At 45.9% G+C, this 14,880-nt stretch carries 11 protein-coding genes; 5 read left to right on the forward strand and 6 right to left on the reverse strand.

Annotated elements, in window-relative coordinates:
* The first annotated feature begins 25 nt into the window (after nucleotides 1-25).
* Together AC5JBY_RS00300 and AC5JBY_RS00305 are read left to right on the forward strand one after the other, a co-directional pair.
* Nucleotides 26-1,414, forward strand: a complete 1,389-nt coding sequence (locus AC5JBY_RS00300; protein WP_495902533.1) for a LutB/LldF family L-lactate oxidation iron-sulfur protein — start codon at nucleotides 26-28, stop codon at nucleotides 1,412-1,414.
* Nucleotides 1,415-1,472: 58 nt separating this feature from the next.
* Nucleotides 1,473-2,792, forward strand: coding sequence for a polysaccharide deacetylase family protein (locus tag AC5JBY_RS00305; RefSeq protein ID WP_495902534.1), 1,320 nt, complete (start codon nucleotides 1,473-1,475; stop codon nucleotides 2,790-2,792).
* A 19-nt stretch (nucleotides 2,793-2,811) separates the two neighbouring features.
* Here the strand turns inward: AC5JBY_RS00305 and AC5JBY_RS00310 are convergent, their stop codons facing one another.
* The 3 genes from AC5JBY_RS00310 to AC5JBY_RS00320 all read right to left on the reverse strand — a co-directional run bounded on the left by AC5JBY_RS00310 (nucleotide 2,812) and on the right by AC5JBY_RS00320 (nucleotide 7,083).
* The gene (locus AC5JBY_RS00310) at nucleotides 2,812-3,738 is read right to left on the reverse strand and encodes a DMT family transporter (RefSeq protein WP_495902535.1); all 927 of its coding nucleotides are present in this window, start codon (nucleotides 3,736-3,738) and stop codon (nucleotides 2,812-2,814) included.
* Between the two features lie 7 nt (nucleotides 3,739-3,745).
* Nucleotides 3,746-5,266: a bifunctional phosphoribosylaminoimidazolecarboxamide formyltransferase/IMP cyclohydrolase gene (gene purH / locus AC5JBY_RS00315; protein WP_495902536.1), complete on the reverse strand. Its 1,521-nt coding sequence runs from the start codon at nucleotides 5,264-5,266 to the stop codon at nucleotides 3,746-3,748.
* A 188-nt stretch (nucleotides 5,267-5,454) separates the two neighbouring features.
* Nucleotides 5,455-7,083 carry a ComEC/Rec2 family competence protein gene (locus AC5JBY_RS00320; protein WP_495902537.1) on the reverse strand — a complete coding sequence of 543 codons (1,629 nt, stop codon included), beginning with the start codon at nucleotides 7,081-7,083 and terminating at the stop codon, nucleotides 5,455-5,457.
* A 602-nt stretch (nucleotides 7,084-7,685) separates the two neighbouring features.
* Between AC5JBY_RS00320 and AC5JBY_RS00325 the strand changes: the two genes are divergently transcribed.
* From AC5JBY_RS00325 to AC5JBY_RS00335, 3 genes are all read left to right on the forward strand, one after another.
* Complete coding sequence (locus tag AC5JBY_RS00325) at nucleotides 7,686-8,198, forward strand: hypothetical protein (RefSeq protein ID WP_495902538.1); 513 nt, start codon at nucleotides 7,686-7,688, stop codon at nucleotides 8,196-8,198.
* A gap of 830 nt (nucleotides 8,199-9,028) precedes the next feature.
* A complete protein-coding gene (locus AC5JBY_RS00330; protein WP_495902539.1) occupies nucleotides 9,029-9,838 on the forward strand; it encodes a sensor histidine kinase in 810 nt (269 codons plus the stop codon).
* Between the two features lie 11 nt (nucleotides 9,839-9,849).
* The gene (locus tag AC5JBY_RS00335) at nucleotides 9,850-10,506 is read left to right on the forward strand and encodes a response regulator (protein WP_495902540.1); all 657 of its coding nucleotides are present in this window, start codon (nucleotides 9,850-9,852) and stop codon (nucleotides 10,504-10,506) included.
* A 4-nt stretch (nucleotides 10,507-10,510) separates the two neighbouring features.
* Here AC5JBY_RS00335 and AC5JBY_RS00340 read toward each other — a convergent pair whose 3' ends face one another.
* The 3 genes from AC5JBY_RS00340 to carB all read right to left on the reverse strand — a co-directional run bounded on the left by AC5JBY_RS00340 (nucleotide 10,511) and on the right by carB (nucleotide 14,540).
* On the reverse strand, nucleotides 10,511-10,990 hold the full coding sequence (locus AC5JBY_RS00340) for a DinB family protein (RefSeq protein ID WP_495902541.1): 480 nt from the start codon (nucleotides 10,988-10,990) through the stop codon (nucleotides 10,511-10,513).
* Between the two features lie 102 nt (nucleotides 10,991-11,092).
* Entirely contained in the window at nucleotides 11,093-11,608 is a 516-nt protein-coding gene (locus AC5JBY_RS00345; RefSeq protein WP_495902542.1) for a hypothetical protein, read from the reverse strand.
* A gap of 109 nt (nucleotides 11,609-11,717) precedes the next feature.
* Nucleotides 11,718-14,540: a carbamoyl-phosphate synthase large subunit gene (gene carB, locus AC5JBY_RS00350; RefSeq protein ID WP_495902543.1), complete on the reverse strand. Its 2,823-nt coding sequence runs from the start codon at nucleotides 14,538-14,540 to the stop codon at nucleotides 11,718-11,720.
* Nucleotides 14,541-14,880: the final 340 nt, after the last annotated feature.

The following is a 14,880-nucleotide window of genomic DNA, read 5'->3' on the forward strand; positions in this document are numbered from 1 at the left end:
TGTTTTTCACTCCATAACAGGCATCATGAGCGATATTGTTTCAACCTTCATGGCCAAAAGCACGGTAAAGGCAGCAGACCTGGAGCACCGGCGCAAGGTGAATTTCAACATCAGCAAGTATAATGCTACGGTACCGCTGGGTAAGCAGCAGTTCTCCAATGTGCACCTGGCGAGGGAGCGTGCCAAGAATATAAAGTGGCGTGCGATCGAGATGCTGGACGTGTACCTGGAAGAGTTTGAAGCTAATCTTATGAAGCGGGGTGGTAAGGTGATCTGGGCTGAAGATGCTAAGCAGGCGCTGGAAGAGATTGCCAAAATCTGTGAAGAGAAGAACTGTAAGACGATCGTGAAGAGCAAGAGTATGGTGACGGAAGAGATCCATCTCAATGATTTCCTGGAAAAGAAGGGGATTGAAAGTGTGGAGACTGACCTGGGTGAATATATTCAACAGCTTGATGGCGAGCCTCCTTATCATATCGTGACTCCGGCCATGCACAAGAGCAAGGAAGACGTTGCGAAGTTGTTTTACAATAAGCTGCACACGGCGCCTAATCTTACTCCCAGCCAGTTGACACTGGTAGCCAGAGAGAAGCTGCGCACGAAGTATGTAGAGGCTGAGATCGGTATTACCGGCGCTAATTTTATCATTGCTGATATTGGTGGTATTGCGGTTACGGAGAATGAAGGTAATGCCCGTTTGAGTTGTGCTTTTCCCAAAACGCATATTGCTATTGTAGGGATCGAGAAGATCATTCCGTCTATCAATGATCTTGGATTGTTCTGGCCTTTGCTGGCCACGTATGGTACAGGTCAGCAGGTTACTGTATATAATAGCATCGTGAGCGGCCCACGGCAGCCCGGTGAAACGGATGGCCCTGAGGAGATGTATGTGATCCTGCTGGATAACGGGCGTACGAATATTCTTGCTAACGAGAAGACAAGGGAGAGCCTCTACTGTATTCGCTGTGGCGCTTGCTTGAACGCCTGCCCGGTTTATAAGAATATTGGTGGCCATGCTTATGGCACTACTTATAGTGGTCCGATTGGTTCTGTTATCACTCCCCATCTTAAGAAGATAGATGAATGGAAGCATCTTAGTTATGCTTCTTCTCTGTGTGGTAATTGCACGGAGGTTTGTGCTGTCAAGATCAACCTGCATGAGTTATTGCTGGAGAACAGGCACGAAGCTGTGGAAGAAGGGGCGGCCGGATGGGCAGAGAAGATGGCGTGGAAGGCCTGGAAGATTGCCAGTCTAAACCGGAAGTGGATGAATAAAGGGAATGAGAAGATGAAGAACTGGATGGTGAATAAGGCATTCAAGGGTTGGACCGCTCACCGCGGGCCGCTGGATTTTGCCCCTAAAACTTTCAATGAGCAATGGCAGGAGCTTCATGGTCCTCCCAGTAAAAAATGACAATATTATTTAGCAGGAAGTCAACTTTATCGGTTGACTTTTTTATTTTGTGCAACGGATGCTGCTTTATTGCAATACTATCTCTCCCCGACTGCTATATATTGTCGACTTTTTCAGCAAGGAATTGTTTGAAGCGCCTATCTCCATTACAACAGAAAGCCTTGTTTTTGAGCAGTTCAATGGCCCTAAACTGAACTATTCTTCTCAGTCCTTACAGGGTGAGAGCTTGTGTATTCAGCCTACCGGATTGCTTTTTGAAAGTGGTATTCAACCTCAATCGATCCATTGTTTCAAGGTTAATGGTCGTACTGCTTTTTTTGCCACCACCGGGGATCTTCCTTTTGACATTTTCGCTGCTTCTTTTTATTTGCTCAGCCGGTATGAAGAATACCTGCCGCATGAGAAGGATGAATATGGCCGGTACGCACATATAAATTCGTTGGCTTTCCGGGAGGGTTTCCTGGACCAGCCATTGGTGAATTACTGGCTACTTTATTTTAAGGAGGTGCTGGCGCAAAAGTTTCCCGGGATCCTGTTTCGCAAGAAGAACTTCAAGTGTATTCTTTCTTATGATATCGATATTGCCTGGTCGTATTTGCATAAAGGGTTTGTGCGTACGGCAGGTGGTTTTGCACGCTCGATCCTGAAGGGCAGGTGGTCGGAAGTAAAGGACCGGTTGGATGTGTTGCGCAGGGTGAAGAAAGATCCTTATGATTGTTTTGAATGGCTGGATGCGCTGCATCTGTATTGCCGTTTACGGCCTTATTATTTTTTCCTGGTAGCCCGCAAGCAAGTAGGGTACGATAAAAATACTCCTACAGAGGTAAAGCCCTTTCGACAGCTCATTGAGTATTATGCCCGCACTTATAAAACTGGCATTCATCCTTCCTGGCAAAGTGGTGATGACGTCGATCTTTTGCGGGAAGAAAGGGAATGGCTGGAGGTGGTGGCTGATACGGAGATCATCCGCAGTCGTCAACACTATATACGGTTTACGTTGCCGGATACCTATCGTGAATTAATGAAGGTGGGTATTGAAAAGGATTTCTCTATGGGTTATGGCAGTATCAATGGTTTCCGTGCTTCTGTTTGTTCTTCTTTTGCCTGGTATGATCTGCAGCAGGAAGTAGCTACTTCTCTACTGATCTATCCGTTTTGTTTTATGGATGCCAATTCTTTTTATGAGCAAAAGGATTCTCCGCAAGTGGCTTACGCTGAGTTGATCAGGTATCATGAGCAGATACGTAAGCTGAATGGTATGATGATCTCTATTTGGCATAATTCTATTCTCGGCACTGATGTGAGTTTTGCCGGATGGCGGGAGATGTTTGAGTTGTTCATGCGAGAGACTGTGTACTGGGATGCTTATCAGGATTGATGAAAGTGTGAGAAGCCGGTTATTTGTTTTTTCTATAGGCCTGATTGATCAGGTGTACTCCTAATAAAGTAATAGCCCCACCTACGACGATGAATACGGTGAGTTTTTCATCAAAGATCAGTGATCCCAATACTACCGCTACTATTGGATTGATGTATGCATAGATAGACACCTGTTGTGTGGGCAGGTTTTGCAAAGCATAGAGGTAAGCAATGAATGAAATGACTGAGCCAAAGATGGCCAGGTAGGCTATAGCGGTCCATGACTGCCAGGGGATTTCCTGAATGGCTACTGTTTGACCGCTGGCTATCGCGATCACGCTTGTCAGGATGCCAGATATGAGCATTTGCAAGCCCAGGCTGAAGTAGGGATTGAAGGCGGCGGCTTGTTGCTTGGTGTAGAGTGTGCCGAAGGCCCATGTCCATGAAGCAGCAAGGGAAAGGAGGATGCCGAAGCGAAACTCGGGTTGCAGGAAATCGGCGAGGTGCTCATAGAAGATAACGCATACTCCTGTAAAGCCCAGTAGCAGTCCCATGACTGCCTTGCCTGGTATGCCTGAACGGACCGTAAACATATTGATGATAACAATCCATAAAGGAAATGTAGCGGCTATGATCGATCCCAGGCCTGCTGATATATATTTCACTCCCCATGTAGAGAGGCCATTGCTTAATGCAAAGTTCAACAGGCTTAGTATGATAATTGGTCCCCATTCTTTGCCGCGTGGTAATGTGCGCCCTTTTCCCAGGAAGAAGATCACATAGAGTAGTCCTCCGATAGATTGGCGAATGCCGGCCAGTTGTAATGCTGGCATGTGTTTGACGCCCTGCCTGGAGGCTATCCACGTAGTGCCCCAAAAAAAGCACACCATTCCTAACGCAAACAGGGCCTTGAATCGGGTGCCTTTTTGTTGTAGGAATGGTGTTTTATGGGTTGGGTCGGTCATTCAGGCTTTAGTGCTTGAAGTGGCGCATGGCGGTCATGACCATGGCCAGTTTGTTTTGCTGGCAATATTCAATGGAGTCTTTATCTCTCACTGAACCGCCGGGTTGTATAAAGGCTACGATCCCTGCAGCGTGGCTCATCTGTACGCAATCGTTGAAAGGGAAGAAGGCATCGCTGGCCAGTACTGCTCCGTTGAGATCGAATTTAAATTGGTTGGCTTTTTCAATGGCCTGGCGTAAGGAGTCGATACGGCTGGTTTGTCCGCATCCTTTTCCGATGAGTTGTTTGTTCTTTACCAGCGCAATGGCATTTGATTTAAGGTGCTTGCACACCAGGTTGGCAAAGGCCAGGTCGTCTTTTTCTGTGGCTGTAGTATCACGGCCGCCCACTTCTTTCCATTCTACATAGTTGCCTTTGTCGGCGCCTTGTACTAATACGCCATTGAGTACTGATTTGTATTCTTCTGCTTTGGTGAAGGGTGCTTTCTGTTGCAGCAGGATGCGGTTTTTCTTTGACTTCAGGATGGTCAGGGCATCTTCATTGTATGATGGGGCGATCAATACTTCAAAGAAGATCTCGTTGATGGCTTCTGCTGTTGCTTTGTCGATCGTACCGTTGCATACCAATACGCCGCCGAAAGCGCTCTCAGGGTCTCCTGCCAATGCAGCATCCCAGGTTTCTTTCACGGTGCCGCGGGAAGCGATGCCGCACACGTTGGTGTGTTTGATAATAGCGAAAGTGGGATTGCCACCGCCTTCAAATTCACTGATGAGCTGTACTGCTGCATCTACGTCTACAAGGTTATTGTAGGAGAGTTCTTTTCCGTTGAGCTGATCGAACAGTTGTTCGAGGTTGCCATAGAATACGCCTGTTTGGTGAGGGTTTTCACCGTAGCGCATTGTTTTGGGATTGGGAATGGACTCTACGAAATATAATGCGTTTTCGGGGTTGAAGTATTTGGCAATGGCCACATCATAGTGGGCCACGATCTCAAATGCTTTGGCTGCAAAGGCTCTGCGCTGTTCGATGGTGGTGGTGCCTTGCTGGTCTTTCAGCAGTTGTTCGAGGTGTGCATATTCGCTTTTAGCGGCGATAACGACCAGGTCTCTGAAGTTTTTAGCGGCTGCGCGAATCATGGATGGGCCGCCAATGTCGATCTTTTCAATGATCAGCTTTTCTTCGCTGGTGCTGGCCACTGTTTCTTCGAAGGGATAAAGGTCTACGATTACGAGGTCCAGCTCAGGAATGTTGTATTGCTTCATTTCCTGCAGGTCGGTTTCATTGTCGCGACGTCCGAGGATACCTCCAAATACTGAAGGGTGAAGTGTTTTAACCCGTCCGCCCAGGATGGAAGGGTATGTGGTGAGGTTTTCTACTGGTACTACAGGAATACCGAGCTTTTCAATAAAGCTTTGGGTGCCGCCGGTAGAGTATATAGTAATGCCCTGCTTGTGCAGCTGCTGTACTACGGGTTCCAATCCATCTTTGTAAAAAACTGAAATGAGGGCAGACTGTATCTTTTTTGTCATACAACTTAAATTTTCTAAGCGGGTTTTGTAGTGGGAGTGGTTCTCTACTACAAAATGGCCAGGTAAATGTTTTGAGAGGCGCAAAGGTAACTTAATGCCGGCTCAAAACAAAAGCGTCTCTGCCCGTCAGGAGGCACCTTGGTTGTGTATTTTATTGTTTATCAGTTTTATATAAATATGTTTGAGACCTAAATATTGACAATCTGCCATTGGACAGCTATGCCGGTGAGCAGGAATAGCCAAATGGCGCCCAATGCTGTAATGAGGGCAGTATTTCTTTTGTGTAATAGCCAGCTGGCGAATCCTCCGATGATAATATATAATAATATGGCCTGTGGCAGGTTGAGCTGTATATCGTTGGTTGTATTGTAGGGTATCCGGGTGACTGCTTCTATAAAACTGTTCAACAGGTTGATGAACCAGGTGAGTAGCCAGCCGATGGCTTTTGCTGCAAAGGGGATAAAGGACACAGCACACAACACAAGTTCACCAATCAGTATAATGCTTGAAAGCGGGACTGCCAGCAGGTTGGTGATGAGAAAGAGGTTGGGGAATTGATGAAAGTGGTAGATACTGACTGGCAGGGTAAGTATTTGTGCGGCGATGGTAATGGCTATCAGTTTCCATCCCTGGTCAAGGTACTTATTGCGAACATAGATGCTGTTGTATAGGGGCTTCATGAATACCAGGATGCTGAGAACGGCAGCATAGGAAAGCTGAAAGCCTACATCCCAGCAAAGCCAGGGATCATAACATAACAAGAGAAACGCCGATGCTGCTAATGAATTGTATACGGAGGAGGGGTGTGGCAGCTGGTTGCCAATAATGAGGCAGGTAAACATGATAGCTGAACGCAAGACGGATGGGGATGCCCCGGTCAGTAATGCGAATAGCCATAGGGCAACTATAAGGATAATGGGTTTAGTCCACCGTTGCATCCATCTTTTGTGGACCCGATTGAATAATAAAAGGAGGAGACCGTATATTATACCGAGGTGTAACCCTGAAACTGCAATCACATGTACGACGCCAGTGTTGATATAAGATTGTAAAAGCTGCTTGTCGAGGTCATTTCTATAACCAATTAGGATAGCTTCTGCTAATCCGGCTTGCTTTTTGTCAGGGATGTTTTCCCGGATGATATCGAGCACTTTTTTACGGGTATAGAACAGTACTTTTTTTACGGGGTTAATCTGCTTTTTTTCTGCAACTGTGTATTCCTTTTCACATAAATATATCTGGTGGTACATGCCTTTGTATGCGCAATATTGGGCATAGTTGAAGCCAGTTTTACTGCTGATGTTGCTAATGGGTGAAGGTGGTTTAACAAAGATTAGTTGATCTCCGTAGTTCAATCCGGCGGATAGTTTTTCCTTTTTTAGGTATAGCAACAGCCTGCCTTTTAATACATGTTGTTTGCCATCTTTTATGATGGCTTTTATAGTGGCTGTAGTGCTGTATGTTTTTGCTTTTTCTGTGAGGGGTTCTTCGATGGTTGCAACCAGGGTATCTCCTGCTGTGTAATGATGGGTGAACCATTGCGATTGGTGCCTTATATCTTTGTATAAGGTTAGTAATAATCCTGCTGCTAATAATAGTCCATTCAGGAGTATTCCAAAGAGGTAGCGGTATCTGAATTGCAGTGGTATGGAAAGGCGGGAAAGCTGCGCCAGGCCAACTATACAGCCTACAGCGAGGGACCAGTTGATGGCGGGAGACAGGTCGCTATACCATTGAATTAGAATACCTATTGTAAAGGGGGGAATAAATCGTAAAAAAGGGGCTTCTTTCCAGTCAAATAATCCGGGCGAACGCATACTAAATAAAGCTAAACTCTGTTTAGAAAAAGGGCATTATTGCCTTACTGGTATTGAGATGAGGAGAAGAAAAAAGCACCACTTCCACCGCCCAGGCGAAAAAAGAGGATAAGGTAATAATGGTAATGGAAAATATGGTAGTTGCGGTGCTTTAGAGTCAGGTTGGGAAGATCAGAATAAAATTTCCTCAAGTTATTGTCGTAACAAATGCCTTGAGGAAATCTGTCGGCTGGCTTTCACAGGAGTATTGGATTTTGAAAAACGGGATGATAGCAACTCTCCAGTATCTAATTTCAGACAAATAATTAATCTACCCATACAATCGGCTTTTTATTAATGACGGGATTTTGGGCAGTTGAATAGCGGGGGTGGCAACCCCGTTTTTTTACGGGGTCGGTATCCCGGGATTTGACGGTTTTATGTCTGCCTGTTTAACGGTTTTTTGCCGATGTTTTTCACGTGACTCCTTGAATTACTTCAATTTACGAATAATACTAATTTGTAATTATTTGGCTAATACCCTCTTGTAGCCGAAGAACTCCGTCGTGGCTGATTAATTTTACATCGTTATCAAAATCATTCATGTTTAAATCCCCCAAGCAATGACTACTATTGAAAAAAAATCCTTAAAGGTTGGTCGCTTTGTTGACACAAACCATGTAGACACCGTAATCCGGAATTACAAGAGAGAAAGATGGGTACACAATTCAGAGCATATTGGTAAGGAAGATTCCCTGAGTGTATGGTATAGTGTAGAAGATCTGGAAGCGTTCATTGAAAAGATAAAGACTCATGGTGGTGACGGTGTGAGAATGTATTTTGGCGCTTATCCCGAGAATTTCGATAAAAAGCCTGAATACAGCAGCCGCCAGACTATTGTAATGGTTGCTACGCGTAGCAAGGACACCGACGCAGGTATTGCCAACAAGGACCTGTATGTTAACCCCGGCCAGATCCTGGCTTATAACGTGGGTACTATTTGTCCTCCCACTTGTAACAATGGCGGTGGTACCAGCAAGCCTTCCGGCAGTCCTGACAGCCCAAGTGGCGATGACTGGGGCGGCATTGGTGTAACCATTGTTGACCGTGGTCCTAAAGGTTTGACGATTCTTTAATCGACATATTATAAAAGAAGAGCCTCCGGTATTCCCCACCGGAGGTTTTTCTTTTTAAGGGGGTGGTGAAATATGCTATATTGAGGTGCCATGAACTTTCCCGTAACTGTATATTTTGAATTCATCTGCCTGATGTTTTCGCTTACGCTTTACTTCCGAAGGGGCATACCGCTGTATCTGAAGCTTTTTCCTCCTTTTCTTGTTATTACAGTAACTATATAGATCATAGGCTGGATCCTAAGAGGGAAAGAGATAGATACTAGTTTGATGTATTTTCTTTTTATTGCTTTCGAGTTTGTGTTTTATCTCTATATGCTGTATTGTGTCATTCGAACGGCGAAGGCTAAAAAGGCCATTCTCTCTATGGTCTTTATTTATACTATTCTGGCGTTGTTGAGTATTTTCATTTTTGAGGTTAATGTATTTCCTTCTATATCTTATTCTGTGGGCTGTTTGCTTATAGTGGGGGTGTGTATCTATTATTTTTACGAGTTGTTTCATTACCCCTCTTCTGCGAGCTTGTTGCGGGTGCCGGCTTTCTGGATCTGTACCGGATTGTTGTTCTTCTACATTTGCAGTTTCCCGTTGTTTGGGTTGTATAAGCTTTTGTATTCTGCTTCAAGTACTATTATGAATAATATCAGTACGATCCTGGATGTGATGAATGTGTTTCTGTATACGTTCTTTACTACTGCTTTTTTGTGTGGCATCAGACTCAGGAGGGTATCTTTATAGGTAAGTATTTTTAACCGGTCATTACCGGGGGATTTATATTTTGTAATTTGCCGTCCTTCCATGCCTTCACGGGTATCGTTAACAGCTATAAGCACATGAATAACCAGGGCCAGGATCTTTTTATTATCATTATTATCGGCGGTATATTGGCTGTCGCTGTGGTGATTTTTATTATCACTATGGTGTTTTTATACCAACGCAGGCAGCATCGTCATGAGAAGGAACTGACCAAAATGAAAGACCAGTATGAGCAGGAGGTGTTGCGTTCTCAGCTGGAGATCCAGGAAGAAACTTTCAAGATGATCGGTCAGGAGTTGCATGACAATATTGGTCAGGTGTTATCTGTGGTTAAGCTGTCGCTGGCTATATTGCCTATCGATAAGGAGCATGAGGCGTATGAGCCTATTCTTAATTCGCGTCAGATATTGAATAAGGCGGCGATCGATCTATCGGACCTGACGAAAAGCTTGCATAGTGACCGGATCGCTCAAATAGGATTGGTGGAAGCTATCCGGTTTGAGCTGGAAAGTGTACGCAAGAGCGGGCTGATGGAGGTGGATTTTGGGGTTGAAGGTCCGGAGCTTCATTTTGACGGCCAGAAGTCGATCTTCCTTTTCCGGATGTTCCAGGAAATGTTGAACAATATTCTAAAGCATTCCCAGGCCAGTAAGGTAATGGTAAACCTTGATTTCCCAGAGGACGATAAATTTATTCTTACCCTGGCGGATAATGGCGTGGGTTTTGACGTAGAAGCCAAGAGAAATTCAGTGTCTTCTTCCTCCGGTGTTGGATTAAAGAGTATCTTCAACAGGGCAAAGCTGATTGGTGCTGACCTGGATATGAAAAGTACGCTGGGGAAGGGAACTACTGTTACCATTCGATTATCTTTGCCTCAAGAAAGTTAAGCACTCTCCCCATGACAGTTGGTAAACAAATACAGGTAGCGGTTGCAGATGATCATACTCTGATGCGTAAAGCATTGGCGAGGTTGATCAGCACCTTCGAGAATTACACTATATTATTTGAGGCTGATAATGGCTCGGATGTAAAGGATAAGATCAGCAGGCATATTATTCCGGACATTCTTTTGCTGGATGTGAATATGCCGGGTATGGATGGTTATGAGACCGTAAAATGGTTGTTCAAGAACCACCCGCACATTAAAGTGCTGGCTTTATCTATGTCGAGCGATGAAAGTACTATCATCCGCATGCTGCGGTTAGGCGCCAAGGGCTATATTATGAAGAATACGGAGCCTGAGGAACTGAAGATGGCGCTGGATTCGGTAATGGAAAAGAACTTCTATCTTTCTGAATATATCTCCGGCAAGATCATCAGTGGACTGCATAAGGATATCGATCAGCCTGATGAGCCTGTTTCTTTAACCGAGAAGGAAAAAGAGTTTCTTCAGTGGGTCTGTTCGGAGCTCACCTACAAAGACATCGCGGCTAAGATGTTTGTAAGCCCCCGTACGGTGGACGATTACCGTAATTCCCTGTTTGATAAGTTAAAGGTGAAGACGCGGGTAGGGTTGGTGTTGTATGCCATCAGGCATGGTATGGTGGAAGCTTAAGGGGTTATTCATCGCCATTCAACAACTTTTTTGCATAGGCTATCTGCCCAATGTGGTAGATGTTGTGTTGTATATATCCATGCAGCATATATCCTACATTGTACTTACGTCCTCTTACTGTTGATGAAAGGATCGTGTCATCCTTTTGGTTTAATAGCTCTATAATGCGTTTATTGGTGGCTTTGAATTCAGCCACTCCATTTTTCCAGGTATGGATAACTGGGTCTATCTCGCGCCAGTCGTTGACCTCGAACCAGGCGACCTCTTTTTCAGGGGTTCCTTCGAGGCTGTTTTGTACAAACTGTGCCCAGGTGATCATGTGGTATAAGAGTTCAATAAGGGCATGACCCTTTTCGTCGGGATTGACGAATACTGTGGTGGGGTCAACTTCTTTGAAGAGGCTATACAGGGAACGGCCAAACCAAGGTTCTCCATCGAGGGTTTCCTGCAGGTTGGTGATGATGTATTGTATTTCTTTATTCATAGTATTAGTTTGTCTAAAGTTAGCATTGTATAAAAATCATTCCAACAAAAAAGGTGAGTCGCTCTTAAACGACTCACCTTTTTTTGTTGGCAGTATATGTTGTTATTTTTTATCGAAGTTTTCTTTCAGCCACGCATCGAGGGTGCCCGCTTTGTCGGCGTCGATGGCTTTCTGGAGGTCTTTGTTTTTCTTTACGTCTCCACCGAGGTTGTAGGTATTGATCATGCTTTTGACGCCGGCGAGGTATCCTTTGTGTTCGTCTTTGTCATAGTTATTTTCCAGCACCCAACGTGCGTAGCCAGCCATGAAAATCAACATCAGGTTTGGGTTTTTGTCGGACAGCTTCATCACCAGTGGCCTTACGTTTACTGTTACAGTAGGGCTACCAGTTAGCCACATCATAACGAATGCGTTTACCTGGATGCGTTTGTCGTCTTTTTTATTGATGGGAGTGGATTCGAGCCATTTGGCTGCTTTGATAATATCCTGCTCATATTTAGTATGGTCGTCCTTTGTATCAAGTTTTACGTTTTCGGGTACTTCAAATTCCTGAGCAAATGCGGTGGTTGTAAGCAGGAGTGCGAGGCAACAGGTGAGGGTGATATACAATCGTTTCATTGTAAGGGTTTGTTGGTTTCAGGTAAGATACTGTTTCTGGTTAAAATACATAAAAAAAGAGGATATCTTTTTGGGATATCCTCTTACGTCATTCTATAGATGCCTGTGCTTATTTGCTCAGGTACATGCTTCTGTCTTTATACAACTGGCGGAAGTAAGGATCGCGCAGGTCTTTAATGAAGCGGATGGCTTCGCCGGTTGATTTCATTTCGGGACCTAACTCTTTGTTAACTCCGGGGAATTTTTCAAAGCTGAATACGGGTTCCTTGATCGCATAGCCTTTGAGGCGTTTCACCACTTTCAGGTCACGGAGCTTTTGTGCGCCGAGCATTACTTTGGTAGCGATGTTGAGGTATGGTATCTGGTAGGCTTTAGCGATGAATGGTGTGGTACGGGAAGCGCGCGGGTTGGCTTCGATCACATATACTTTACCATCCTTGATGGCAAATTGTATGTTGATGAGTCCCTTGATCTTAAGGGCGAAAGCGATCTTCTTGGCGTACTCTTCCATTGTTTCCACAATCAGGGGCGACAGGTTGAACTGGGGCAATACGGCGTTGCTATCACCGGAGTGGATACCTGCGGGCTCGATGTGTTCCATGAGGCCCATGATGTGTACGGTTTCTCCGTCGCAGATGGCATCGATCTCTGCTTCCTGACAACGATCGAGGAAGTGGTCGATGAGGATCTTATTGCCGGGGATGTGTTTCAACAGGCTTACTACCGCGCTTTCTACTTCATCGTCGTTGATCACGATCCGCATTCTTTGTCCACCCAATACGTAGCTGGGACGAACGAGTACAGGATAGCCTACTTTATTGGCTACTTCTATTGCCTCGTCTACATCGTAGGCTGTACCGTAATCGGGGTAAGGTATTTTGAGTTCTTTCAGCAGGTCGCTGAAGCGGCCACGATCTTCGGCAATGTCCATGCTGTCGAAGGAGGTTCCGATGATCTTAATGCCTTTTTCGTTCAGGCGTTCTGCCAATTTGAGGGCTGTTTGACCACCCAACTGTACGATCACGCCTTCTGGTTTTTCCAGTTCGATGATTTCCCAGAGGTGTTCCCAGAATACCGGTTCGAAGTAGAGCTTGTCGGCCATATCGAAGTCGGTGGAAACGGTCTCGGGGTTACAGTTGATCATGATGGCTTCGTAACCGCATTCTTTGAGGGCGAGGAGGCCGTGTACGCAGCAGTAGTCGAATTCGATACCCTGTCCGATACGGTTGGGGCCTGAGCCGAGTACTATTACTTTCTTTTTCTTGCTTGGTATGCTTTCGTTGGTGTTACCTGTTTCGAAAGTGGAATAGAAGTACGGGGTTTTGGCCTCGAACTCTGCGCTACAGGTGTCTACCATTTTGAATACGCGGGTGATGCCGGCGGCTTTTCTCTTCTCATAAACAGCTTCGTCGTTGCCATCCTGCATGATCAAAGAGATCTGTTGGTCGCTAAAGCCGAGGAATTTGGCATCTTTCAGCAGGGCTTCCGGCAGGGTAGCCATTTTGTATTTGGCTATTTCCTTCTCCATGTTCACGATCTTCTGGATCTCGTTCACAAACCAGCGGTCGATACCGGTGGCTTTGGAAATAGTGCCTACGGATACACCCAGCATGAGGGCATCTTTAATACGGAAGATGCGGTCCCATTTCGGGGTCTTGATGTATTCGATCAATTCTTCGGCATGCATACGGCTGTGGCCGTAATAACCGAGGCCCACAGCATTGTTCTCGAGGCTTTGACAGGCTTTCTGGATGGCTTCTGTAAAGCTTCTTCCGATGGCCATTACTTCGCCTACACTCTTCATCTGCAATCCGAGGGTATCATTGGCTCCTTTGAACTTGTCGAAGTTCCAACGGGGCATTTTCACAATCACATAATCGAGTGCGGGCTCAAAGTAGGCGGAGGTGGTTTGGGTGATCTGGTTTTTCAGCTCATCCAGGTTATATCCTATGGCCAGTTTGGCCGCTATTTTGGCGATGGGGTAACCGGTTGCTTTGGAGGCAAGGGCAGAAGAACGGCTTACGCGGGGGTTGATCTCTACAGCGATCAGGTCTTCTGTTGCGGGATCGAGGGCAAATTGTACGTTGCAACCGCCGGCGAAGTTGCCGAGGCTGCGCATCATTAGGATGGCTTTGTCGCGCATTTCCTGGAAGGCGGTATCGCTCAGGGTCATGGCGGGCGCTACAGTAATTGAGTCGCCGGTATGTACACCCATCGGGTCCACATTCTCTACCGTACAAATGATGGTTACGTTGTCGTTCTTATCGCGCAGGAGTTCCAGTTCGTATTCTTTCCATCCGAGTACGGCTTTCTCAACCAATACTTCATGGATGGGGGAGGCTTTAAGGCCTTTGTCGAGTGCTGCTTCGAGTTCAGACTTGTCGTGTACGAACCCGCCGCCTGTACCGCCGAGGGTAAAAGAAGGGCGAATTACGAGGGGGAATCCGATGGCCTGGGCAAACTCTTTTCCTTCGAGGAGGGAGTTAGCTACTCTGGAAGGAGCTACGGCCATGCCGATCTTTACCATGAGCTGGCGGAATTTCTCCCGGTCTTCTGCGGTATCGATGGCTGCAATGTCCACGCCGATCATGCGGCAGTGGTATTTCTCCCAAACGCCAAGCTCTGCGGCTTCCTTGGCCAGGTTGAGGGCTGTTTGTCCACCCATGGTAGGCAATACGGCATCAATCTGGTTTTCTTCCAGGATCTGTTCAATACTTTCTACTGTTAAGGGGAGCAGGTACACTTTATCGGCCATCATAGGATCGGTCATGATGGTGGCGGGGTTACTGTTGATAAGGATCACTTTGATCCCTTCTTCCCGAAGGCTGCGGGCAGCCTGGGAGCCGGAATAGTCAAATTCACAAGCTTGTCCGATGATAATGGGTCCTGAACCGATGATTAGTACTGACTTGATCGAGGTGTCTTTGGGCATCTTCTTTTACGCTGTTTTTTATCTTTTTTGAAAAAATTCCCGGTCTTACTGGCGGGATAAATTGCGCAAAAGTAAGGGGATGGAGGAAATAATGCGGATTATTTTTTAATTCATGGCAAAGTTGACGTTTTTTGAAGGAGAAAGAAAGGGGGAGATAAGTGATAGAAGAGATGGGCCTGGCATTGATCAAGAGGGGATGGGGGACGGGGCTGGTGAGGAGGGCTTGGGAAGCTAAGTCCGGACAATGTCCGGATAAGGTCCGGATAACCTCCGGAAAAGGTCCGGATAAGGGTCAATTCAAGTAGCCTTTTTGCAAGGCTGGCAAAAATGAACAATCAGC

This window comes from Paraflavitalea sp., from assembly GCF_059502485.1.